General features: G+C 71.4%; 17 protein-coding genes. 10 read left to right on the top strand and 7 right to left on the bottom strand.

All coding sequences use genetic code 11. The features are described 5' to 3' along the window. Positions 1-26: 26 nt before the first annotated feature. A complete protein-coding gene (locus FPZ41_RS20480; protein WP_131563435.1) occupies positions 27-638 on the bottom strand; it encodes a TetR/AcrR family transcriptional regulator in 612 nt (203 codons plus the stop codon). A 15-nt stretch (positions 639-653) separates the two neighbouring features. Beyond that, positions 654-1,457 (bottom strand): SDR family oxidoreductase, encoded by an 804-nt coding sequence (locus tag FPZ41_RS20475; RefSeq protein ID WP_152864633.1) that lies wholly within the window; start codon positions 1,455-1,457, stop codon positions 654-656. Positions 1,458-1,527: 70 nt separating this feature from the next. Between FPZ41_RS20475 and FPZ41_RS20470 the strand changes: the two genes are divergently transcribed. Next, entirely contained in the window at positions 1,528-2,703 is a 1,176-nt protein-coding gene (locus tag FPZ41_RS20470) for an acyl-CoA dehydrogenase family protein (RefSeq protein WP_322620494.1), read from the top strand. Next, complete coding sequence (locus FPZ41_RS20465) at positions 2,704-3,675, top strand: acyl-CoA dehydrogenase family protein (protein ID WP_152864631.1); 972 nt, start codon at positions 2,704-2,706, stop codon at positions 3,673-3,675. Here the strand turns inward: FPZ41_RS20465 and qcrB are convergent. Then, a complete protein-coding gene (gene qcrB / locus FPZ41_RS20460; RefSeq protein WP_152864629.1) occupies positions 3,650-5,296 on the bottom strand; it encodes a cytochrome bc1 complex cytochrome b subunit in 1,647 nt (548 codons plus the stop codon). The genes FPZ41_RS20465 and qcrB overlap by 26 nt on opposite strands. A gap of 150 nt (positions 5,297-5,446) precedes the next feature. Beyond that, a complete protein-coding gene (locus tag FPZ41_RS20455; protein ID WP_152864627.1) occupies positions 5,447-6,166 on the bottom strand; it encodes a vWA domain-containing protein in 720 nt (239 codons plus the stop codon). 161 nt (positions 6,167-6,327) lie between these two features. Here FPZ41_RS20455 and FPZ41_RS20450 point away from each other — a divergent pair, with 161 nt between their 5' ends. Both FPZ41_RS20450 and FPZ41_RS20445 read left to right on the top strand, forming a co-directional pair. After that, complete coding sequence (locus tag FPZ41_RS20450) at positions 6,328-7,260, top strand: rhomboid family intramembrane serine protease (protein WP_322620493.1); 933 nt, start codon at positions 6,328-6,330, stop codon at positions 7,258-7,260. 115 nt (positions 7,261-7,375) lie between these two features. Continuing rightward, entirely contained in the window at positions 7,376-8,284 is a 909-nt protein-coding gene (locus FPZ41_RS20445; RefSeq protein WP_152864625.1) for a chitosanase, read from the top strand. A gap of 427 nt (positions 8,285-8,711) precedes the next feature. Here the strand turns inward: FPZ41_RS20445 and FPZ41_RS20440 are convergent, their stop codons facing one another. The 3 genes from FPZ41_RS20440 to FPZ41_RS20430 all read right to left on the bottom strand — a co-directional run bounded on the left by FPZ41_RS20440 (position 8,712) and on the right by FPZ41_RS20430 (position 15,928). Continuing rightward, positions 8,712-10,172 (bottom strand): glutamate synthase subunit beta, encoded by a 1,461-nt coding sequence (locus FPZ41_RS20440; protein WP_152864623.1) that lies wholly within the window; start codon positions 10,170-10,172, stop codon positions 8,712-8,714. Further along, positions 10,165-14,832: a glutamate synthase large subunit gene (gene gltB / locus FPZ41_RS20435; RefSeq protein ID WP_152864621.1), complete on the bottom strand. Its 4,668-nt coding sequence runs from the start codon at positions 14,830-14,832 to the stop codon at positions 10,165-10,167. The genes FPZ41_RS20440 and gltB overlap by 8 nt, the downstream gene beginning before the upstream one ends. 367 nt (positions 14,833-15,199) lie before the next feature. Next, positions 15,200-15,928 carry a VIT1/CCC1 transporter family protein gene (locus FPZ41_RS20430; RefSeq protein ID WP_322620492.1) on the bottom strand — a complete coding sequence of 243 codons (729 nt, stop codon included), beginning with the start codon at positions 15,926-15,928 and terminating at the stop codon, positions 15,200-15,202. Positions 15,929-16,338: 410 nt separating this feature from the next. Between FPZ41_RS20430 and FPZ41_RS20425 the strand changes: the two genes are divergently transcribed. Genes FPZ41_RS20425 through FPZ41_RS20400 form a run of 6 tightly spaced genes read left to right on the top strand, consistent with a single transcriptional unit; the run spans position 16,339 to position 23,439 of the window. Continuing rightward, positions 16,339-17,445 (top strand): ADP-ribosylglycohydrolase family protein, encoded by a 1,107-nt coding sequence (locus FPZ41_RS20425; protein ID WP_322620491.1) that lies wholly within the window; start codon positions 16,339-16,341, stop codon positions 17,443-17,445. After that, complete coding sequence (locus tag FPZ41_RS20420) at positions 17,442-18,749, top strand: ADP-ribosylglycohydrolase family protein (RefSeq protein WP_322620490.1); 1,308 nt, start codon at positions 17,442-17,444, stop codon at positions 18,747-18,749. Before FPZ41_RS20425 ends, FPZ41_RS20420 begins: the two co-directional genes overlap by 4 nt. Before the next feature lie 7 nt (positions 18,750-18,756). Then, positions 18,757-19,989, top strand: coding sequence for an ADP-ribosylglycohydrolase family protein (locus tag FPZ41_RS20415; RefSeq protein WP_152864616.1), 1,233 nt, complete (start codon positions 18,757-18,759; stop codon positions 19,987-19,989). Then, positions 19,986-21,365, top strand: coding sequence for an ADP-ribosylglycohydrolase family protein (locus tag FPZ41_RS20410; RefSeq protein ID WP_322620489.1), 1,380 nt, complete (start codon positions 19,986-19,988; stop codon positions 21,363-21,365). The genes FPZ41_RS20415 and FPZ41_RS20410 overlap by 4 nt, the downstream gene beginning before the upstream one ends. Beyond that, entirely contained in the window at positions 21,353-22,558 is a 1,206-nt protein-coding gene (locus FPZ41_RS20405) for a CaiB/BaiF CoA transferase family protein (RefSeq protein WP_152864614.1), read from the top strand. Before FPZ41_RS20410 ends, FPZ41_RS20405 begins: the two co-directional genes overlap by 13 nt. 41 nt (positions 22,559-22,599) lie before the next feature. Beyond that, a complete protein-coding gene (locus tag FPZ41_RS20400) occupies positions 22,600-23,439 on the top strand; it encodes an HpcH/HpaI aldolase/citrate lyase family protein (RefSeq protein ID WP_152864612.1) in 840 nt (279 codons plus the stop codon). Positions 23,440-23,490 lie beyond the last annotated feature (51 nt).

Below are 23,490 nucleotides of genomic sequence, written 5' to 3'. Positions count from 1 at the left end.
CTCCCTGGGTTCAACAGCTGAAACAGCTATTCGCGTACGGCGATTCCGTCCAGCACCATCGACAGGTACTGGCGGGCGATCTCCTCCGGGCTGTGCTGTCCGCCGGGCCGGTACCAGGACGCGGCGACCCACACGGTGTCGCGCACGAACCGGTAGGTGAGCCGGATGTCGAGGTCGGCCCGGAAGACCTTGGCGGCGACCCCGCGCTCCAGCGTGGACAGCCACGCCTTCTCGAACTTGCGCTGCGACTCGGCGAGGAACGCGAAGCGCTCCTGCGGGGCGAGCTGCTTGGACTCCTTCTGGTAGATGGCGACGGCGGCGCGGTGCCGGTCGATCTCCCGGAAGGACTCGGTGACCAGGGCCTCCAGGGTCTCCCGGGGCCCGAGTTCGTCGCCCAGGACCGCGTCGTAGCCGTCCCAGAGCTCGTCGAGGAAGGTCCGCAGGATCTCCTCCAGCATCGACTCCTTGGAGTCGAAGTGGTAGTAGAGGCTGCCCGCGAGCATCCCCGCGTGATCGGCGATCTTGCGGACGGTGGTGGCGTTGTAGCCCTGCTCGGCGAAGACCTCGGCGGCGGTGTCGAGGAGTTCGCGCCGCCGTTCCGGTGCGGCGGTCACCTGGGGCTTCTTCTTGGTAGGCACGGACACATTGTGGTCCTAGGGGTGCTGGCTGCTGACGGCGACGACCTCGCCGGTCATGTAGGACGAGTACCCGGACGCCAGGAAGACGATCACGTTGGCCACCTCCCATGGTTCGGCGTACCGCCCGAAGGCTTCGCGGGCGGTCAGCTCGGCGAGCAGTTCCGGGGTCGTCACCTTCACCAGGTGGGGGTGCATGGCGAGGCTCGGCGAGACCGCGTTGACCCGTACCCCGTACTCGGCGGCTTCCACGGCCGCGCACCGGGTCAGCGCCATGACGCCGGCCTTGGCGGCGGCGTAGTGGGCCTGCCCGGCCTGGGCGCGCCAGCCGACCACGGAGGCGTTGTTGACGATGACTCCTCCGCGGCTGCCGCTCGCGCCTGCCTCACGGAAGGCCCGCAGGGCGGCCCGCAGACAGCGGAACGTGCCGTTCAGCGTCACGTCCAGGACGCGCGACCACTGCTCGTCGGTCATGTCGACGAGGGGCGAAGTACCGCCGAGGCCCGCGTTGTTGACCACGATGTCGAGCCCGCCGTGCCGACTCCGGGCGGTGTCGAAGAGCCCCTGGACCTGGGTCTCGTCGGTGACATCGCACGGCTGTGCGCCGACGGCGTGCTCGCCGAACTCCCCGGCCAGCTCCTCCTCGTACTCCTTGAGCCGCCGGGTGTGCGCGTCGCTGATCAGGACCCGCGCGCCCTCCTCCAGGAACCGGCGCGCGGTGGCCCCGCCGACTCCCGCCCCCGCGGCCGCGGTGACCACCGCGGTGCGCCCCCGCAACAGTCCGTGACCGGGCACGTACGCCGGACTCTCGACGTCTGTCATAGGGCCACGCTAATCTACCAAACGATTGTTAGGGAAGAACGGCGACGCATGACAGCGAAGGACGGTGACCGTGGACCTGACGCTCTCCCCCGCCGACGAGGCGTTCCGAGCCGAGGCCCGCGCCTGGCTCGACGCCCATGTGCCGGCCGAGCCGCTGCCCTCGCTGGAGACCGAAGACGGCTTCGCGGCCCACCGCACCTGGGAGGCCGAGCTGGCGGCGGACCGCTGGGCGGTGGTGTCCTGGCCCGAGGAGTACGGGGGCCGAGGGGCCGACATCTTCCGCTGGCTGGTCTTCGAGGAGGAGTACTACGCGGCGGGCGCCCCGGGCCGGGTCGGCCAGAACGGCATCAGTCTCCTCGCCCCCACGCTCTTCACCCACGGCACGCAGGAGCAACGCGCGCGCGTGCTGCCGCCGATGGCAACCGGTGAGACGGTGTGGGCGCAGGCCTGGTCGGAGCCGGAGGCCGGTTCGGATCTGGCCTCGCTCACCTCGCGCGCGGTGCGCACCGACGGCGGCTGGCGTCTGAGCGGGCAGAAGACGTGGTCGTCGCGGGCGGCGTTCGCAGACCGGGCGTTCGGCCTGTTCCGTAGCGAGCCGGACACTCCCCCACGCTCGGCCTCGCTCGCGCGGGCGGTACCCCCATCGCCTCATCAGGGGCTCACCTACCTGATGTTCGACCTGCGCGCGCCCGGCGTCACGGTCCGCCCCATAGGCCGCCTGGACGGCAGGCCCGCCTTCGCCGAGCTGTTCCTCGACGAGGTCTTCGTGCCCGACGAGGACGTGATCGGTGAGCCGGGCCAGGGCTGGCGTATCGCCATGTCGACGACCGCCGAGGAGCGCGGGCTCACGCTCCGCTCCCCCGGCCGCTTCATGGCCGCCGCCGACCGCCTGGCCGCACTCTGGCGGGAGCGTGGCCGGGACCCGCTCGCCCGTGACCGCGTCGCCGACGCCCTGATCGGAGCCCGCGCCTACCAGCTCTTCACGTACGCCGCCGCCTCCCGCTCCACCGCGGGCGAGCGGCTCGGGCCCGAGTCCAGCCTGAACAAGGTCTTCTGGTCGGAGTACGACATCGCCGTGCAGGAGACGGCCCTCGATCTCCTGGGCGAGGAGGGCGAGCAGGCGGACACGGACTGGTCGGAGAGCTATGTGTTCTCCCTGGCGGGCCCGATCTACGCCGGCACGAACGAGATCCAGCGCGACATCATCGCCGAGCGCCTGCTCGGCCTCCCGAAGGGCCGCCGCTAGATGCGCTTCCTCCTGACCACTGAGCAGCGGGCCTTCGCCGACTCGCTGGGCTCGATGCTGACGGCCGCGGACACACCGTCGGTGATACGTGACTGGGGTCGTGGTGATCACGTAGCGGGGCGCGCCCTGTGGCGCCGTATCGGCCAGGCGGGGCTCTTCGCGCTGGCCGCACCGGAGGCGTACGAGGGCGTGGGCCCGCTGCCTGTCGAACTCGTGGTCGCCTTCACGGAGTTGGGGCGGCATGCCGTGCCGGGCCCGCTGGTGGAGACCGTGACGGCGACCGTTCTGCTCACCGGGCTGGACGACCCGGGTCCCGCCAAGCGTCTGGTCCCGGCGCTGGTGACGGGCGAGTCGACGGCGACCGTGGCGCGTTCCGGGTCGTACGCCCTCGACGGGGACACCGCCACGACCCGCCTGTCCCTGACCGCCGACGGCGCACTGCGTCTCGCCCCCGGACACGGGCCCGTCCGCCGCTCCCTGGACCCGGCTCGCCGCCTCACGATCCTGCACCCCGATGGCGAACTCCTCGCCGCCTCAACCCCCTTCGCCCACGCCCTCCTCTGGGCCCGGCTAGCCACCGCCGCGCAGGCGCTCGGGGTCGGGCTGGCGCTGCTCGACAGGACGGTGGCGTATGTGCGGCAGCGGACCCAGTTCGGCGTGCCCATAGGCTCGTTCCAGGCGGTGAAGCACCGGCTGGCCGACGCGAAGGTGGCGCTGGAGTTCGCGCGCCCGCTGGTGCTCGGCGCGGCGGTCACCCTGGACCCGGCCGATGTGGCCGCCGCCAAGGTCACCGCCTGCGAGGCCGCGTACGCGACCGCGCGCACGGCCCTGCAACTGCACGGCGCGATCGGCTACACCGCCGAGCACGACCTGTCGCTCTGGCTCACCAAGGCCCGTGCCCTGCGCACGGTGTGGGGCACACCGGGCGAGTGTCGGGAGGTGGTGCTCAGTGGTGGTGGTCACCGCTCGTGAGCTCCCGGTACTCCTCGGCCGTCGGCTTCGGGACGTGGCTGTCGGGCCCGTACATGGCCCGGGCGAGCCGCGCGCGCAGCCGCTGGGCACCCTTGACCCGGCGGACGACGCCGTTCGCGTCGACGCGCGGGCCGATCTCGTACGGCGGCAGCTGCTCGTGCTGTGTGAGCGTGTGCAACTGCTCCCGCGAGAGCGGCGCGTGGACCTCGACGTACTCGCCGTGCGGGAGCCGTTTGAGCACGCCGGTCTCCCTCCCGTGCAGCGCCTTGTCGCGGTCCCGGCGCTGCAACCCCAGGCAGATCCGCTTGGTGACGACGAAGGCGAGTACCGGCACCACGAAGAAACCGATGCGTACGAACCACGTGATGGAGTTGATCGACAGGTGCAGATGGGTGGCCACGACGTCGTTGCCGCCGCCGATCAGCAGCACCCCGTACAGGCTGAGCCAGGCCACGCCCAGCGCGGTGCGTACGGGGGCGTTGCGCGGCCGGTCCAGGATGTGGTGCTCACGCTTGTCGCCGGTGATCCACGCCTCGATGAAGGGGTACACGGCGATGGCCAGCATGATCAGCGGGAAGAGCGAGAAGGGGATGAAGACGCCCAGGGCCAGCGTGTGGCCGAAGGCGTTGATCTCCCATCCCGGCATCACCCGGATCAGCCCCTCGGAGAAGCCGAGGTACCAGTCGGGCTGGGCGCCGGTCGTCACCAGGTCGGGCCGGTACGGTCCGAAGGCCCACACGGGGTTGATGGTCGCGATCGCCCCCATCAGCGACAGCACGCCGAAGACGAGGAAGAAGAAGCCGCCGGCCTTGGCCATGTAGACCGGCATGAACGGCATGCCGACCACGGATTTCTGGTCCCGTCCGGGCCCGGGGTACTGCGTGTGCTTGTGGTAGAAGACCAGGATCAGATGGGCCACGACCAGGCCCAGCATGATCCCGGGCAGCAGCAGCACGTGGATCGGGAAGAACCGCGAGATGATGTCGTGCCCGGGGAACTCCCCTCCGAAGAGGAAGAACGAGAGGTACGTCCCCACGACCGGGACCGACAGGATGGCGCCTTGCGCGAACCGGACGCCGGTGCCGGAGAGCAGGTCGTCGGGGAGCGAGTAGCCGGTCAGGCCGGTGATGAGGCCGAGCATCAACAGGGTCCAGCCGAACAGCCAGTTGACCTCGCGCGGCTTGCGGAAGGCGCCGGTGAAGAACACCCGCATCATGTGCACGAGCATCCCGGCGACGAACACGAGCGCGGCCCAGTGGTGGATCTGCCGGATCAGCAGTCCGCCGCGCACATCGAAGCTGATCTCCAGCGTGGACTCGTACGCCCTGGTCATGATGACGCCGCCCAGGGGCTCGTACGAGCCGTTGTAGACGACCTCGACGCCGCTCGGTTCGAAGAAGAGCGTGAGGTAGACGCCCGTGAGGATCAGGATGAGGAAGCTGTAGAGGCAGACCTCGCCGAGCATGAAGGACCAGTGGTCCGGGAACACCTTGCGCAGGTTGGCCTTCGCCGGCGCGTAGACCCCCAGGCGCCCGTCGGCCCAGTCCGCGAGCCGCTCCCCGTTGCCCGTCGTGGCGCCTCTTCCGCCGCCCTTCCCGCTGACCGATCGCGCGCCGTCCATGCGTCGTCGCCCGCCCTCCCGTCGGCTGCCCTCAGGGTGGCACGCACGGCGTACGATGTAAATGGGGCCCACTCCCCACTTCTGTCACACCGCTCACACGGCGAATCCTCGCGCGTACTCACACCGCGATCCCGGGGTGCGCTCAGGGCCCTACGCCACGATCCCCTGGGCCCGCGCCGCCACCAGCCACTTCGGGAACTCAGCCACCAGCCGGTCGTACAGCTCCCCGTCGGAGACCTGCCCGGGATCCGAACCGGCGTGGAAGAAGCCGGCGTTGTCGACGACCCGCTTGCCCGGCACCGCCAGCTCGTCGAGCTTGCGCAGGAAGTCGAACTGCTTGCTGTCCGGGTCCCCGAAACCGATGAACTGCCAGAACAGCGGCAGCCGGGCCGCCTTGCACAGATACCGTTCCGCAGCGGGCTTGCTGATCGGCCCGCCGTCGGTCTGGAAGACGACGAGGGCGGGGTCCTGTGAACCGCTGTCGAGGTAGTGGTCGATGACGGCGTCCATGGCCAGGTGATAGCTGGTCTTCCCCATGTGACCGAGACCGGCCGCGATGCGCTCGATACGGCCCCGGTGGTCGGCGAGGGTGATGTCGGCGACAGCGTCGACGTCGGTGGAGAAGAAGACGACGGGTACGGTCCCGTCGTCGTCGAGGTGCGCGGACAGACCGAGCACGCGATCGGCGAGCGCCTGCACGCTGCCGTCCCGGAAGTACGGTCGCATCGACCCGGAGTAGTCGACGACGAGGTAGACGGCCGCCCGTTGCCCGTTCAGCCCGTGCTTCGCGAGACTGACGCCGGCGGTCTTGTAGAGGCTGACGAGTGCGGGCGCGGTCTCCTCGACCTTGCTGAGGCTGATCGCGGCCATGCGGGCTCCTTCGGGGCTGGTACGGGACGCCGAGGCTATCGCCACACCACCCCCGTCCCTCACTCCGGTCACCGGTGTTCGCTATTTTGTTCGCCGCCGTATTTTGTTCGCCGCCGTCCCCACCGGCTCACCGTCAGACCCGCACCCACAAGGAGCCGGCAGTGGAACCCGATTCGCCGTCCGAGTCCGCCGTCACCACCTGCTACCGCCACCCCAGGGTGGAGTCCCACGTCCGCTGCACACGGTGCGACCGGTACATCTGCCCGGACTGCATGCGGGAGGCGGCCGTCGGGCACCAGTGCGTGGAGTGCGTACGGGAGGGCGCCCGGTCGGTCCGGGAGGCGCGCACGGTGTTCGGCGGGCGTATCACCACGGGGCCGCTCGTGACGTACGCCCTCATCGCCCTGAACGTCCTCGCCTACCTGGCCGAGGTGGTCCGCCCGGAGATCCTGGACCGTTTCTCGATGCTGGGGGCGGGGCTGACGGGCCCGGACGGCGGCCACTACGTCTGGCAGGACACCTACCCCGCCGGCTTCGCGCCCGAGGGCGTCGTGAACGGCGAGTGGGACCGCCTGCTCACCGGCGCGTTCCTCCATCTGCCGCCCACGCAGGGCACGTTCGGGATCCTGCACATCGTGATGAACATGGTCACGCTGTGGAACGTGGGCCGAGTGGTGGAGTCGCAGCTCGGCCGCTCCCGCTACCTCGCCCTGTACGGGCTGTCCGCGCTGGGCGGCTCGGTCCTGGTCCTCCTCCTGGCACCCACCACGAGCACGGTGGGGGCGTCGGGGGCGCTCTTCGGAGTGAGCGCCGCGTACTACGTCCTGGCCCGCCGCCTCGGTGCCGACCCGGGGAGCGTCAACCGCTTCATGGCGGGCCTGCTCCTGTGGCTGGTCCTCTCCGCGGCGATCACCTCCTGGCAGGGCCACCTGGGCGGCCTGCTGACGGGCGCGGCGGTGGCCCTGGCCTTCGCGTACGCACCCCGCGGCGACCGTCGCACGCTGGTGCAGGTGGGGGCGTGCGTGGCGCTGCTGGCGGTACTGGTGCTTCTGGCGGTGGGGATGGCCTCGGCGTTGAAGAACGGAACGGCCTGAGGCACGGCAGCGGGAGACGCGGGGCGGCACCCGAGACGCGTGGAGCAGGGAGCGCGCGGGCGTCTCACAACACGCCCGTCACTCACCCACACGCTCCCCACATACGCTATGCGCCATGAAACGCGCCGGTTGCCTCCTGTTCGCCGCCGCCCCGCTCGTCATCACGGCGGCGGTCTACGTCTTCACGCCCGAGTCCTCGGCCCCGGACTCCCCCGGGAGCCGGGTGTCCGCGTCCCAGCAGGCCCGCCAGGACGCCAAGGCAAGGGCCGAGGCCGAACGCGAGGCCGACGAGAAAGTGATCGCCGCGGCGCCCCCGGGCCTGGCCGCCCCCGACAAGAAGGAACTGGCCCAGAAACTGGTGGCGAGCGCCGAGAACTCGACCCTCGACTGGCGCACCACATACGGCACCATCGAGGATGCCGGAGACGGCTGCGGCTACACCGCGGGCATCATCGGCTTCTGCACCGGAACCAACGACCTGCGCGTCCTGATCGAGCGCTACACGAAGTCCCACCCGGACAACGGCCTCGCCGCCTATCTTCCCGCGCTGCGCGAGGTGGACGGCACGGACTCCCACGAAGGCCTCGACCCCGGCTTCACCGAGGCCTGGCAGGCGGAGGCGAAGGCCCCGGCCTTCCGCGAGGCCCAGGACTCCGAACGCGACCGCGTCTACTTCGACCCCGCGGTTCGCCTCGCCAAACTCGACGGCCTCGGCACGCTCGGCCAGTTCGTCTACTACGACGCCATGGTCCACCACGGCCCCGGCACCGGCCCCGACGGCTTCTACGGCCTCCGCGAACGTGCCCTCCAGGAGGCGGACACGCCGGCGGAGGGCGGCCGCGAGAAAACGTACCTGGATATGTTCCTCGACGTCCGCCGCACGTCCATGAAGTCCGACAACCCCGACCTCGACACGACCCGCATCGATACGGCTCAGCGGCGGTTCCTGTACGACGGGAACCTGGAGTTGCGGACGCCGTTGGTGTGGCAGGTGTACGGGGAGACGTTCCGGGTGGCGGAGTAGCCACAGGGGCTTTTTTCGCCCCCGCCGCCCCTACTCGTCCCATCCCTTCCCTGGGGGCTGGCGCCCCCAGACCCCCCGCTTGTCGGCCTGAACGGCCTCGTCCTCAAACGCCGGACGGGCTGGGTGGTGCCTGGCCTCGGCTGAAAATCCGCCGGCGGAAGATCCCGGCCCCGCCGGGCAAGCTCCCAGCCCGGCCCGCACATTCCAGCCTTCCGGCGTTTGAGGAGCGGGGGTCCAGGGGGCGGAGCCCCTAGGGGGCGAAGGGGCGGCGCCCCTGGGTACGGGACGGGTAAGGGCGGCGCGGGCGCAAAAATGCGGCGCCCACCCAACGTCCGGTCGGGGACAAGGGGTGGGCGTCGCGTGTTCCGTACGCCGTTGTACGGGACGTATATGAGTGACCGTCAGGTCACCGTTCTCGTGCGGGCTCTCAGACCATCAGCGCCCGGTCCGTGGGCCGGATCGGGGCCGGCAGGTCGCTCGCGCCCGTGAGGAAGCGGTCCACCCCGCGCGCCGCCGAGCGGCCCTCCGCGATGGCCCAGACGATGAGCGACTGGCCGCGGCCGGCGTCGCCCGCCACGAACACGCCCGGCACGTTGGTCTGGAAGTCGGCGTCGCGGGCGATGTTGCCCCGCTCGTCGAGGTCCAGGCCGAACTGGTCGACAAGGCCGTTCTCGCGGTCCGTGCCCGTGAAGCCCATCGCCAGCGTCACCAGCTGGGCCGGAATCCGGCGCTCCGTGCCCGGCTTCTGGGTCAGCTTGCCGTCGACGAACTCGACCTCGATGAGGTGCAGCCACTGGACGTTGCCGTCCTCGTCGCCCTCGAAGTGGGTGGTCGAGACGGAGTAGAGGCGCTCGCCACCCTCCTCGTGGGCCGAGGTGACCTTGTAGAGCATCGGGAAGGTCGGCCACGGCTGGTGCCCGGCACGCTCCTCACCCGGCCTCGGCATGATCTCCAGCTGGGTCACCGAGGCCGCGCCCTGACGGTGGGCCGTGCCCACGCAGTCCGCGCCCGTGTCACCGCCGCCGATCACGACGACGTGCTTGCCCTCGGCCGAGATCGGGGGCGCCACGTAGTCGCCCTCCTGCACCTTGTTGGCCAGGGGCAGGTACTCCATCGCCTGGTAGACGCCCTTGAGCTCGCGTCCGGGGGCGGGGAGGTCACGGGCCGTCGTGGCGCCCGCGGCGATCACGACCGCGTCGTACCGCTTGCGCAGGTCCGTCGCCTTGAGGTCGCGGCCGATCTCGATGCCGGTGCGGAAGCGGGTGCCCTCCGCGCGCATCTGCTCGATACGGCGGTTGATGTGCCGCTTCTCCATCTTGAACTCGGGGATGCCGTAGCGGAGGAGGCCGCCGACACGGTCGGCGCGCTCGTACACCGCGACCGTGTGACCGGCCCGGGTCAGCTGCTGGGCGGCAGCCAGACCCGCGGGACCGGACCCGACGACCGCGACCGTCTTGCCGGACAGGCGCTCGGGCGCCTGCGGGGCGACGTCGCCGGTCTCCCACGCCTGGTCGATGATCGAGACCTCGACGTTCTTGATGGTGACCGCAGGCTGGTTGATGCCCAGCACGCAGGCCGACTCGCACGGAGCGGGGCACAGACGGCCCGTGAACTCCGGGAAGTTGTTCGTCGCGTGCAGACGCTCCGACGCGGCCGCCCAGTCCTCGCGGTACGCGTAGTCGTTCCACTCCGGGATCAGGTTCCCCAGCGGGCAGCCGTTGTGACAGAACGGGATGCCGCAGTCCATGCAGCGCGAGGCCTGCTTGGAGATGATCGGGAGCAGCGAACCGGGGACGTAGACCTCGTTCCAGTCCTTGACGCGCTCGCCGACCGGGCGGGACGTGGCGACCTCGCGGCCGTGGTTCAGGAAGCCCTTGGGATCAGCCATTGGTCGCCGCCTCCATCATCTTCTCGGTGATCTCGGTCTCGGAGAGACCGGCTCGCTCGGCGGCGTCCTTGGCGGCGAGCACTGCCTTGTACGTGCTGGGGATGATCTTGCTGAAGCGCTCCACGGACGCGTCCCAGTCCGCGAGCAGCTTCTCGGCGACCGTCGAGCCGGTCTCCTCGGCATGGCGGCGCACCACGTCGTGCAGCCACTGCTTGTCGGTGTCGTCCAGGGCCTCGATCGCGCCCAGGTTGCCGACGTTGACGTTGTCGCGGTTCAGGTCGATCACATACGCGATGCCGCCGGACATGCCGGCCGCGAAGTTACGGCCCGTCTCGCCGAGGACCACCGCGTGGCCGCCGGTCATGTACTCGCAGCCGTGGTCGCCCACGCCCTCGGACACCACCAGGGCGCCGGAGTTGCGGACGCAGAACCGCTCGCCCGTACGGCCGCGCAGGAACAGCTCGCCGCCGGTCGCGCCGTAGGCGATGGTGTTGCCCGCGATCGTCGAGTACTCGGCGAGGTGCTCGGCGCCCCGGTCGGGACGGACGATCACCCGGCCGCCGGAGAGGCCCTTGCCGACGTAGTCGTTGGCGTCGCCCTCCAGGCGCAGCGTCACACCGCGCGGCAGGAAGGCACCGAACGACTGGCCCGCCGAGCCCGTGAAGGTGATGTCGATCGTGCCGTCGGGCAGACCGGCCCCGCCGAACTTCTTCGTCACCTCGTGGCCGAGCATGGTGCCGACCGTGCGGTTGATGTTGCGGACCTTGACCTGTGCGCGCACCGGCTGGGCGTCCGTCGCGTCCGAAGCGGACAGCGCGTCCGCCGCGAGCTTGATCAGCTCGTTGTCGAGTGCCTTCTCCAGGCCGTGGTCCTGCGGGACGATCCGGTGGCGCACCGCGCCCTCGGGCAGGGCGGGAACGTGGAACAGCGGCTCCAGGTCCAGGCCCTGCGCCTTCCAGTGGTCGACCGCGCGGGTCACGTCGAGCGCCTCGGCGTGGCCGACGGCCTCCTCGATGGAGCGGAAGCCCAGCTCGGCGAGGACCTCGCGGACCTCCTCGGCGATGAACTGGAAGAAGTTCACGACGTACTCGGCCTTGCCGGTGAACCTCTCCCGCAGGGTCGGGTTCTGGGTGGCGATGCCGACCGGGCAGGTGTCCAGGTGGCAGACGCGCATCATGACGCAGCCGGAGACGACGAGCGGCGCGGTCGCGAAACCGAACTCCTCGGCGCCGAGCAGCGCGGCGATGACCACGTCACGGCCGGTCTTCAGCTGGCCGTCGGTCTGCACGACGATACGGTCGCGCAGGCCGTTGAGCAGCAGCGTCTGCTGGGTCTCGGCGAGGCCGAGCTCCCAGGGACCGCCCGCGTGCTTGAGCGAGGTCAGCGGGGAGGCACCCGTACCGCCGTCGTGACCCGAGATCAGTACGACATCCGCGTGCGCCTTGGAGACACCCGCGGCGACCGTACCGACGCCGACCTCCGAGACCAGCTTCACGTGAATCCGCGCCTGCGGGTTCGCGTTCTTCAGGTCGTGGATCAGCTGGGCCAGGTCCTCGATGGAGTAGATGTCGTGGTGCGGCGGCGGGGAGATGAGCCCCACGCCCGGCGTGGAGTGCCGGGTCTTCGCCACCCACGGGTACACCTTGTGGCCGGGCAGCTGGCCGCCCTCGCCGGGCTTGGCGCCCTGGGCCATCTTGATCTGGATGTCGTCCGCGTTGACGAGGTACTCGGACGTCACGCCGAAGCGGCCGGACGCGACCTGCTTGATGCTCGACCGGCGCGCCGGGTCGTACAGGCGCTCCGGGTCCTCGCCGCCCTCACCGGTGTTGGACTTGCCGCCGAGCTGGTTCATGGCGATGGCGAGCGTCTCGTGCGCCTCGCGGGAGATCGAGCCGTACGACATGGCGCCGGTCGAGAAGCGCTTGACGATCTCGGAGACCGGCTCGACCTCGTCGATGGAGATCGGCGCGCGGTCGCTCTTGAAGCCGAACAGGCCGCGCAGCGTCATCAGGCGCTCGGACTGCTCGTTCACGCGCTCGGTGTACTTCTTGAAGATGTCGTAGCGGCCCGCGCGCGTGGAGTGCTGGAGGCGGAAGACCGTCTCCGGGTCGAACAGGTGCGGCTCGCCCTCGCGGCGCCACTGGTACTCGCCGCCGATCTCCAGCGCGCGGTGCGCCGGGGCGATGCCGGAGGCCGGGTACGCCTTGGCGTGGCGGGCGGCGACCTCCTTGGCGATGACGTCGATGCCGACGCCGCCGATCTTGGTGACCGTGCCGTTGAAGTACTCCTCCACGAAGGCGTCGTCGAGACCGACGGCCTCGAAGACCTGGGCACCGCGGTAGGAGGCCACGGTGGAGATGCCCATCTTGGACATGACCTTCAGGACGCCCTTGCCGAGGGCGTAGATCAGGTTGCGGATCGCCTTCTCGGACTCGATGTCCGACAGGAACGTCCCCGCGCGGACGAGGTCCTCGACGGACTCCATCGCCAGGTACGGGTTCACGGCCGCGGCGCCGTAGCCGATGAGCAGCGCGACGTGGTGGACCTCGCGGACGTCACCGGCCTCGACCACCAGCCCGACGTGGGTCCGCTCCTTGGTGCGGATGAGGTGGTGGTGGACGGCCGCGGTGAGCAGCAGCGACGGGATCGGCGCGTGCTCGGCGTCCGAGTGGCGGTCGGAGAGGACGATGAGGCGGGCGCCGTTGTCGATGGCGGCGTCGGCCTCGGCGCAGATCTCCTCGATACGGGCGGCCAGCGCCTCACCGCCGCCGCTCACCCGGTACAGGCCCGAGAGGGTCGCGGCCTTCATGCCGGGCATGTCGCCGTCGGCGTTGATGTGGATGAGCTTGGCCAGCTCGTCGTTGTCGATCACCGGGAAGGGCAGGGTGACCGACCGGCAGGACGCGGCCGTGGGCTCCAGCAGGTTGCCCTGCGGGCCCAGCGAGGAGCGCAGCGAGGTGACGAGCTCCTCGCGGATGGCGTCCAGCGGCGGGTTGGTGACCTGCGCGAACAGCTGGGTGAAGTAGTCGAAGAGCAGCCGGGGGCGCTCGGACAGGGCCGCGATCGGCGAGTCCGTGCCCATGGAGCCGATCGGCTCGGCGCCGGCCTTGGCCATCGGCGCGAGGAGGACGCGCAGTTCCTCCTCGGTGTACCCGAAGGTCTGCTGGCGGCGGGTGACCGAGGCGTGGGTGTGCACGATGTGCTCGCGCTCGGGCAGGTCGGACAGCTCGATCTCGCCGGCCTCGAGCCACTCCGCGTACGGGTTCTCCGCGGCGAGCTGGGCCTTGATCTCGTCGTCCTCGATGATGCGGTGCTCGGCGGTGTCGACGAGGAACATGCGGCCGGGCTGCAGGCGGCCCTTGCGGACGACCTTGGACGGGTCGATGTCGAGGACGCCGACCTCGGAGCCGAGGACGACGAGGCCCTCGTCGGTGACCCAGTAACGGCCGGGGCGCAGGCCGTTGCGGTCCAGCACGGCACCGACCTGGGAGCCGTCGGTGAAGGTGACGCAGGCCGGACCGTCCCAGGGCTCCATCATCGTGGAGTGGTACTGGTAGAAGGCGCGCCGGGCGGGGTCCATGGAGTCGTGGTTCTCCCACGCCTCCGGGATCATCATCAGCACGGAGTGCGGGAGCGAGCGGCCGCCGAGGTGGAGCAGCTCCAGGACCTCGTCGAAGGAGGCGGAGTCGGACGCCTCGGGCGTACAGATCGGGAAGATCCGCTCCAGCGTCTCCTGCGGTCCGCCGCGTCCGTTGTCGGCAGAGCCGACGCGTCCATTGTCGGCAGAGCCGCTGCGTCCATTGTCGGCAGAGCCGAACTTGTCGGAGACCAGCTGGGACTCGCGGGCGCGCATCCAGTTGCGGTTGCCCTTGACCGTGTTGATCTCGCCGTTGTGCGCGATGAAGCGGTACGGGTGGGCGAGCGGCCAGCTCGGGAAGGTGTTGGTCGAGAAGCGCGAGTGGACCAGCGCGATGGCCGACGCGAACCGGCGGTCGGACAGGTCCGGGAAGAAGGGCTCCAGCTGACCGGTGGTGAGCATGCCCTTGTAGACGATGGTCCGCGCGGACAGCGACGGGAAGTAGACGTCGGCCTCGCGCTCGGCGCGCTTGCGCAGCACGAACGCCTTGCGGTCGAGGTCGATGCCCTTGCTCGCGCCGTCGGTCACGAAGACCTGGCGGAAGGCGGGCATCGTCGAGCGGGCGGTGGCGCCGAGGAGCTCGGGGGCGACCGGCACCTCGCGCCAGCCGAGGACGGTCAGGCCCTCGTCGGCGGCGATCGTCTCGATCCGCGAGACGGCATCTTCGGTCCCGTTCTCCGGGAGGAAGGCGATGCCGACCGCGTAGGCGCCGGCCTCGGGCAGCTTGAATCCGGCCACCTCACGGAAGAAGGCGTCGGGTACCTGGGAGAGGATTCCGGCGCCGTCGCCGGAGTCGGGCTCGGAGCCGGTGGCACCCCGGTGCTCCAGGTTGCGCAGAACCGTAAGGGCCTGTTCGACCAGGGTATGGGACGCCTCGCCGGTGAGGGTCGCGACGAAGCCGACGCCGCACGCGTCATGCTCGTTGCGGGGGTCGTACATTCCCTGCGCAGCAGGGCGAGCATCCATGAAGGACCACTTCTGGCCATTCGTGGAGTGCTGGGACGGCTGGCGCGGCGTACGCATCGGCTCTCCCGTCGTCGTCAGTGGCATATAGCAGGTGCCGAGGGACGACGCTGGCCCTCTGCTCAAAATTTCGTGCAGGTTACATGATGGAACGGTTCTCGGGAACCGGGACAGTTCGTTCCAACATGCGGGACGCCGCTGGCGCGCGGCGCGGGTACCGCGCGCGGCGGCGGAGTCAGGGGGAGCCGGACGAACAGATCAATGCCCGTCGGCTCGGGATGTGCAGAGGAGGGCGTCGCCCACCACAGAGTGCGGAGCGAGCGTCATTGCCCGCGGCGCTTACGGCTCATGCCCAGCGGTTAAGCATTCGAAACCGTCTGGTAACGACTACTTATGCGACCCCTCGCATAGGTAGTGAGCCGACCCATCATAGGGCCGCACCGAACAAACTGCCCAGAGCGTACGTCACACCCGCCGCGGCACCACCGAGCGCGAGCTGCCGCAGCCCGCTGAACCACCAGCTCCGTGCCGTCACCCTGGCCACGACGGCGCCGCATCCGAAGAGCCCGACGAGCGCCACCAGCACGGCGGGCCACAGGGTCGTCGCACCGAGCAGGTACGGCAGCACGGGGAGCAGGGCGCCCAGGGCGAAGGAGCCGAAGGACGAGACGGCGGCGACGGTCGGCGAGGGCAGGTCTCCGGGGTCGATGCCCAGTTCCTCACGGGCATGGATCTCCAGAGCCTGCTCGGGATCGTGCGACAGCTGTCCGGCGACCTTGCGGGCGAGCTCCGGCTCGACGCCACGACTGACGTAGAGCGCGGCGAGTTCCTGCTCCTCGTCCTCCGGATGCTTCCTCAACTCCCGCCGCTCCACGTCGAGTTCGGCCTCGACGAGATCGCGCTGCGAGGCGACCGAGGTGTACTCCCCGGCGGCCATGGAGAAGGCCCCCGCGGCGAGCCCCGCGAGCCCGGTGAGGATGATCGCCTGCTGACCCACGGACCCGCCGGCGACACCGGTCATGAGGGCCAGGTTGGATACGAGCCCGTCCATCGCCCCGAAGACGGCCGGACGCAACCAGCCACCGTTCACATCCCGGTGCGTGTGATTGTCCCGGTGCGCCTCGTGCAGCGTCGCCGCGGTGTCGATGATGGTCACGATTCGGGTCCCCCTCGGATGCTGTCGGCCGTCTTCAGCCCTCTTCAACACCCGAACGTACGCGCGGAAAATCGCTCCTGCCAGCAAGGAAGGCCGTACTTACCTGCGGCATCTCAGCATGCGGGCCAGTGGTTTCAAGGCATCACGCACCCTCGCCCGCTCATTCGTACAGGGTTCCGCACAGATGTCGACCGGGTGATTGGCGGGGATTCCGGAAGCCGGTGGGGCGCAGCGTGTGGCAAAGATCCGAAGAGCGGATCAACTACTCGCAGCTAAGCGGTGCCGGGGACGTACGCGTGCGTTCCCGCGTCGTCCGGTGCGTGCTCTCGGCGTCGCCAGGGTGCGTGCCGGGCGGCACGGGGCGTGCCTGCACTTCCCTGGAGTCGCTTAGGCCCTCAGAGAGGCATCGTATGGCTGCCATCGCCTGCACTCCCTCGGTCCCGGCGCCCGGGGACGCCGCCGACCTGCGCGAGCGGGCCCGCGGCGCGCTGCTCGGGCTCGCCGTCGGGGACGCGCTCGGCGCACCCGCCGAGAACATGAAGCCGTCGGAGATCCGTGCGCGCTGGGGCCGGATCACGGGGTACGTGGCCGAGCGCCCCTGCGGCACGGACGACACCGAGTACGCGATCTTCTCCGGGCTGCTACTGGCCCGGCACGGGTCGGCGCTCACGGTCGCCCATGTGGAGTCGGCCTGGCACCAGTGGATCGCGGACCGTGACGAGGGCCCGTTCCGCGGCGCGGGCTTCAGCGAGCGCGGCACGCTGGAGAACCTGCGCCGGGGCCTCGCGGCACCGATCTCGGCCCAGCACCGGCACGCCTGGAGCGACGGGCTGGCCATAAGGGCCGCGCCCTTCGGTGTCTTCGCTGCGGGCCGTCCGGCGGAAGCGGCCCGGCTGGTCGCCATCGACGGTTCGGTGAGCCACGACGGCGAGGGCATCTACGGCGGCCAGGCGGTCGCGGCGGGCGTGGCGGCCGCGATGGGAGGCGCCCCGACGATCGCCGTGGTCGCCTCGGCCCTGGCCCTCGTCCCGGACGACTCCTGGACCGCCCGCTCCCTGCGCCGGGCGGTGGCGGCCGCCCATCTCGGCGAGCGCGCGGTCCGCTCCGCCGTGGTGATCGGCGGCTACCCCTGGACGGACCTGGCACCGGAGGCCGTCGCCCTGGCCTTCGGCGCGTACGCGGCGGCCGACGGCGACTTCACGGAGTCGGTCCTCACGGCCGTCAACATGGGGCGCGACGCCGACACGACGGCGGCCGTGGCGGGCGCGCTGGCCGGCGCCACCCGGGGCGTCTCGGCGATCCCGGGGGCCTGGGCGGCGGCGATCGGCCCGGCGCGGGGCAGCTGCCTGCCCTCGATGGAGGGCCACCACGTCCTGGACATCGCGGAGTTGCTGACCCCGGACGAGTCCCCCAAGTGGGCGCCCGGACTGCTGCCGGGCCTCCCGCCGGACGACGCCCCGACCGCGGAGCGGGACGCGTACGTACTCACCACGGACGAGAACGAGGTACGACCGTGAAGGCACTCGCGCCCTGGACCGAGAAAACAGCCGAAGCCCCGCTCGGACCCGCAGCCGCCGACGACGAGAACACCCCACAGGGGCCACCCGCACCCGAAGACGAAAGCCGCACGGGCGGTGCGAGTGGGAAACAAAAACCGGCCGAAGGCGAAGCCGAGGCAGGCACGCCCGCGCACCCCCCGGAGGGCCACCGCATCAAGGGCCTCCTCCTCGGGCTCGCCGCCGGTGACGCCGCCGGCTGGCCCGCCGCGCGGCACCGGGCCGCCCGGATGCCGGAGTGGACCCGGCGGCTCACCCGCGAACTGGACACGTTCGCCGAGCAGAACGCGACGACCACGCTGCCCGTACCCATCGCGCTCAACCAGCCGCCGGAACCGCTCAGGCTCGGGCCCTCCGACGACGCGGAGTGGGCGGTGTTCGCGGCGGAGGCCGTGCTGCGGGCCGGGGACTGCGGTGCGCTCGGCGACCTCAGCCGGGCCCGGCGGATGCGCGCCGCGATCGACCTGTCCTGGAACGCCGTCGCCAGCGAGGTCGCGGCCGCCGCCGAGCGGGCACCCGAGGTCGAGTCGGCCGTTTTGCCACTGCGCGCCCGCATCTCCGTACGCGCCGGACTCGGCAACCTCGCCGCCGGACTGCGCCCGCCAGCCACGGGCCACGACAATCCGCACTACTTCGACGACGCCGCCTGCGTACGGGCCTGTGTGCTCGCCATCGCCCACACCGGGGACCCCGAACTCGCCGCCGAGCTCGCCGAGTTCGACGCGCGCTACACGCAGGACGGCGACGGTGTGCACGGCGCCCGCGCCATGGGCGCCGCGCTCGCGCTCGCGCTCGACGGCGCGGACGTGGACGCCTGTGTGGCGGCGGCGCTCGCCGAGCTTCCGGCTGAGACAGAGATCGGCCGCAACGCCCGGCACGCGGTGCGCCTCGCCCAGGACCACGCAAGCGAAGGAACATTCGCTCTCGTGCCGCTCCTGGAGCACCAGATCGTCGACCACGTCTACAGCTACGGCATCGCGGCCGCCGAGACCGTCCCCGTCGCCCTGGCGCTCGCCACCGCCGCCCGCGGCCGGATCGCCGAGGCCGTACCCGCCGCCGCCTGCCTGTCCCGTGTCGCCGACTCCGCCCCCGCCCTCGCCGGTGCCCTGACCGGCGCGCTCGGCGGCGACGCCGCCATCCCGGCCACATGGCGGGAGGCCTGCCGCACCCTCTCCGGCTGCGCGTTGCCCCGCCTCACCGGTACGGATCTCGTACACCTCGCCGAACTGCTCGCAGCCACGGAACTGGCCACCCCAGGTGAATGATTCGGACATGAAGCGCCATTCAGATACGACTCGCACACACGAAACTCCGAACACTCCGAAGATTCCGAACAATCCAAACACTCCGAACGAACGGGAAGAGAGCCCGGCCTTGGACGAACGCATCACCCGCGCCCTGGTCGGCGCGGCCGTCGGGGACGCCCTCGGGGGCCCCGTCGAGGGCTACTCCCCCGAGCAGATCGCCGAACGCCACGGCGGCCGCGTGCACGGCGTCGTCGGCCCCTGGAACGGCGACAACTGGCGCACGGCCCGCCCCATCGCCCCCTACCACAAGGGCGACGGACACGTCACCGACGACACCCTCATGACCCACGCGCTGGTCCGCGTGTACGCCACGGTCCGCGACCACCTCGACGCGTACGCCGTCGCCGAGCACCTGGTCCCCGACCTGATGACGACCCCGCGCTGGATCCCTGAACTCCAGGCGGAGGCACTGCCGTTGCAGCGGATCTTCCTCGCGGAGAAGTGGCTGGTGGCCCGCCTCCACTACGGCCATGTCGACCCGCGCGAGGCCGGCGTCGGCAACATCGTCAACTGCGGTGCCGCGATGTACATGGCGCCGGTCGGCCTGGTCAACGCGGCCAATCCGCGGGGCGCGTACGCCGAGGCGCTCGACGTGGCGGGCGCCCACCAGTCGTCGTACGGCAGGGAGGCGGCCGGGGTGTTCGCGGCGGCCGTGGCGGCGGCGTGCGCGCCGGGCGCGACCCCGGACTCGGTGGTCGCGGCCTGTCTGTCCCTGGCCAAGGACGGCACCCGGGCCGCGATCGAGACGGTCTGCGAAGTGGCGTCCCGTTACACGGACTTCGAGTCGGCGCTCACGCCCCTGCGCAAGGCGGTGACGCCGTACGACACCGTGGGTCCCGACTACCGCTCCCCCTCCCTGGGTGCCCGCCGCCCCTCCCGGTTGCACGCCATCGAGGAACTCCCCATCGCGCTGGGCATGTTGGTGGTGGCGCGCGGCGACTACCGGCACGCCGTGCTCGGCTCGGTGAACTACGGCCGCGACTGCGACTCCATCGCCACGATGTCCGGTGCCCTCGCGGGCGCGCTCGGCTCGGAGGTCCCCTCCGACTGGGCGAAGCAGGTCGCCGAGGCCAGCCGTCTGGACCTGCACGCCCCGGCGGCGGTTCTCGCGGAGGTGGCGCGCGAGGTCTTCGAACGGGACGTACGGCGCCGAAGGGCGCACGAGGAGGCCTTCGCGCCCCTGGCGGCCGGGCGGTGACCGCCCTGCGCCTGACCTGGGTGCAGCCGGAGGACCTCCTTGGGCACGAACTGCGGCAGGCCACCCAGGACGGCCGCGAGCCGTCGGCGGTCGCGGCGCGCTGGACCGCGGCCGGGGGCCCGGCGGCCCCGCCCCGCGACGGCGCGTCACCGGAGCCCGTGTCGCCGTACCTGCGACTGCTCGCCGAGGACCTGCTGGACGAACTGGCCGATCTGCCCAGCGGATTGCGGGACGTGGAGCCGACGGAGCTCGACGGGATCCGCGCCCTGTGCCCCGAGTGGCCGACCTCGGGGGACGGGAACGTCCCGGCCGGCCATCTCGCCCGCCTGGAGGCCGCGTGGCTCGGCCGGGCCGCGGGCTGTCTCCTCGGCAAACCCGTGGAGAAGCTCCCTCTCCACGCCATCCGCGAGCTCGCCCGGGCCACCGGCAACTGGCCCCTCAGCACCTGGTTCACCGCACTCGGCCTGCCCGCCGACCTCGCCGCTGCCCACCCCTGGAACCGCCGCTCGGCCGCCACCTCCCTCGCCGAGAACATCGACGGCATGCCCGAGGACGACGACCTCAACTACGCCCTGCTCAACCTGTTGTTGCTGCAGCGCCACGGCCCCGGATTCACCACCGCCGACGTGGCCCGGCTCTGGCTCGACGAACTCCCCGCGGGCCGCACCTTCACCGCCGAACGCGTCGCCTACCGCAACCTCCTCAGCGGCATCGCCCCACCGCGCACGGCCCGCCATCGCAACCCGTTCCGCGAGTGGATCGGCGCCCTCATCCGTGCCGACGTCCACGGCTGGACCCACCCGGGCGACCCCGCGACCGCGGCCGGACAGGCCCACCGCGACGCAGTCCTCACCCACACGGCGAACGGCGTCTACGCGGCCATGTTCGCCGCCGCCACCATCGCCGAGGCCGCGGCCGGCACCCACGACGTCCACCATTGCCTGCGCACAGGACTGCGGGTCGTACCCCCCGGCTCCCGCCTGGCCCGGGCAGTCCGCCACGCCATCCAACTGGCCCAGGACCACCGGGACTTCGACACGGTGGTCGACCGGCTCCACCTCACCCACGCCGACTACCACTGGGTCCACGCCGTCCCCAACACCGCGCTGCTCGCCGCCGCCCTCACCCACGCGGACGGCGACTTCACCGGCTCCATCTGCCGTGCGGTGTCGGGCGGCCTGGACACCGACTCGGTCGGCGCGACGGCGGGCAGCGTCGCGGGCCTCCTCGCCGGCGACCCCACCGGCCTGCCCCAGCGCTGGACCCAGCCCCTCAAGAACCGTCTGGCCACCTCCGTCGCCGACTTCAACGGCATCGGCTTCGACGCCCTCGCCCAGCTCACCCTCCGGGAGACGACCCCTCGATGCACGAAGTGAACGCGACGCCCGCACCGCTGTCCGGCCTCCGCGTCCTGGACCTCGCGACCCTCTTCGCCGGCCCGCTGGCCGCCACGATGCTCGGCGACTTCGGCGCGGAGGTCATCAAGGTCGAGCATCCGCGCCGACCGGACCCGTCCCGGGGCCACGGCCCGTCGAAGGACGGCGTGGGTCTGTGGTGGAAGCTCCTCGGCCGCAACAAGCGCACGATGGCTCTGGACCTGTCCAAGCCGGGCGGCCGGACGACACTGCTGCGGCTCGCCGCGACCGCCGACGTGATCATCGAGAACTTCCGCCCCGGCACCCTGGAGAAATGGGGCCTCGGCTGGTCCGACCTGTCCGCCGCGAACCCCCGGCTGGTCCTCGCCCGCGTCACCGGCTTCGGCCAGTACGGCCCGTACGCGCGCCGCCCGGGCTTCGGCACCCTCGCGGAGGCGATGAGCGGTTTCGCCGCGATCACCGGCGAACCGGACGCCCCGCCGACGCTCCCGCCGTTCGGCCTGGCCGACTCCATCGCGGGCCTGACGACGGCATACGCGGTGATGACGGCCCTCACCGCCCGCGGGCGCACGGGCGAGGGCCAGGTGGTCGACATGGCGATCATCGAACCGATCCTCACGGTCCTGGGCCCGCAGCCCCTCTGGTACGACCAGCTGGGCCACGTCCAGCCCCGTACGGGCAACCGCACCCAGAACAACGCGCCCCGCAACACCTACCGCACGGCGGACGACCGCTGGGTCGCGATCTCGACCTCGGCCCAGTCGGTGGCCGAGCGGGTGATGCGACTGGTGGGCCGCCCCGAACTGACCACCGAACCGTGGTTCACGACGGGCACGGGCCGGGCCCGCCACGCGGACGTCCTCGACGAGGCGGTGGGAGCGTGGATCGCCCGCCACACCCGGGAGGAGGTCACCGAGGCCTTCGAGAAGGCGGAGGCGGCGGTGGCCCCCATCCAGGACGTACGGGACGTGATGCGAGACCCCCAGTACGAGGCGCTCGACACCATCACGACCGTCGACGACCCCGAACTGGGCCCTCTCCGCATGCAGAACATCCTCTTCCGCCTGTCCTCCACCCCCGGCGCGATCCGCTGGGCGGGCCGGCCGCACGGCGCGGACACGGAGGCCATCCTCACGGAGCTCGGCCTGACGGACACGGACCTCGCCGACCTGCGCTCGGAAGGCGTCCTGTGACTCCGACGCCCCCTGTGACTCCTACGCCTCCCACGCCTCCCATGCCGACGGAGGCCTACCCCCTGACCTGGCTGTACGTCCCCGGCGACCGCCCAGAGGTGGTCTCCAAGGCCCTCGCCTCCGGCGCGGACGTGGTCGTCGTCGACCTGGAGGACGCGGTGGCCCCGGACCGCAAGGAGTACGCGCGCACGGCCACCGCCGACCTGCTCGCCGAACCCCCGCCGGTTCCGGTCCACGTCCGCGTGAACGCCCTGAACACCCCGCCCGCGGCGGCCGACCTCACCGCTCTGGCCCCTCTCCCCGGCCTCTCGGGCCTGCGCCTGCCCAAGGTGACGTCCCCCGCGCAGGTCGTCCACGTGGCGGAGGAGTCCGCCCCCGCCGAGGGCGGAGCGATGCCCCTGTACGCCCTCCTGGAAACGGCCCTGGGCGTGGAACAGGCCTACGTCGTCGCCACCGCCCACCCGGCGCTCAAGGGCATCGCTCTCGGCGAGGCCGACCTCCGGGCCGAACTGGGCGTACGGTCCGACACGGCGCTGGACTGGCCCCGTTCCCGGGTCGTCCTGGCCGCCCGGGCCGCGTCCCTGCCGCCTCCCGCCCAGTCGATCTACCCGGACACCAGGGACCTCGACGGCCTGGCCCATTCCTGCGCCCACGGCCGCGCCCTCGGCTTCCTCGGCCGCACGGCCATCCATCCCCGCCAGCTTCCCGTCATCGAACGGGCGTACCTGCCGACGCGGGAGGAGATCGAGTCGGCCGAGGAGATCCTCGCGGCCGCCGCCAAGGAGCCCGGAGCCCAGGCACTCCCGAACGGCTGCTTCGTCGACGCGGCGGTCGTGGCCTCCGCCCACCGCACACTCTCCCTCGCTCAGAGAGCCACGTAGGCGGGGCGGTCCGGATTTTTCCTCGCCCCCGCCTACGTGGCTCTCTGAGCG

The sequence above is a fragment of the Streptomyces acidicola genome (assembly GCF_009377235.1).
Lineage (GTDB): Bacteria > Actinomycetota > Actinomycetes > Streptomycetales > Streptomycetaceae > Streptomyces > Streptomyces acidicola.
The sequence above is the reverse complement of the archived record's forward strand: the minus strand, read 5'-3'. Positions and strand labels throughout refer to the sequence as shown.

What these genes read in the sequence shown, in the direction of transcription:
- FPZ41_RS20400 (WP_152864612.1), top strand. Translation starts at nt 22,600, where the DNA reads ATGCCGACGGAGGCCTACCCCCTGACCTGGCTGTACGTCCCCGGCGAC.
- FPZ41_RS20475 (WP_152864633.1), bottom strand. Translation starts at nt 1,457, where the DNA reads ATGACAGACGTCGAGAGTCCGGCGTACGTGCCCGGTCACGGACTGTTG.
- FPZ41_RS20415 (WP_152864616.1), top strand. Translation starts at nt 18,757, where the DNA reads ATGAAGCGCCATTCAGATACGACTCGCACACACGAAACTCCGAACACT.
- FPZ41_RS20445 (WP_152864625.1), top strand. Translation starts at nt 7,376, where the DNA reads ATGAAACGCGCCGGTTGCCTCCTGTTCGCCGCCGCCCCGCTCGTCATC.
- FPZ41_RS20440 (WP_152864623.1), bottom strand. Translation starts at nt 10,172, where the DNA reads ATGGCTGATCCCAAGGGCTTCCTGAACCACGGCCGCGAGGTCGCCACG.
- qcrB (WP_152864629.1), bottom strand. Translation starts at nt 5,296, where the DNA reads ATGGACGGCGCGCGATCGGTCAGCGGGAAGGGCGGCGGAAGAGGCGCC.
- gltB (WP_152864621.1), bottom strand. Translation starts at nt 14,832, where the DNA reads ATGCGTACGCCGCGCCAGCCGTCCCAGCACTCCACGAATGGCCAGAAG.
- FPZ41_RS20465 (WP_152864631.1), top strand. Translation starts at nt 2,704, where the DNA reads ATGCGCTTCCTCCTGACCACTGAGCAGCGGGCCTTCGCCGACTCGCTG.
- FPZ41_RS20425 (WP_322620491.1), top strand. Translation starts at nt 16,339, where the DNA reads ATGGCTGCCATCGCCTGCACTCCCTCGGTCCCGGCGCCCGGGGACGCC.
- FPZ41_RS20405 (WP_152864614.1), top strand. Translation starts at nt 21,353, where the DNA reads ATGCACGAAGTGAACGCGACGCCCGCACCGCTGTCCGGCCTCCGCGTC.
- FPZ41_RS20455 (WP_152864627.1), bottom strand. Translation starts at nt 6,166, where the DNA reads ATGGCCGCGATCAGCCTCAGCAAGGTCGAGGAGACCGCGCCCGCACTC.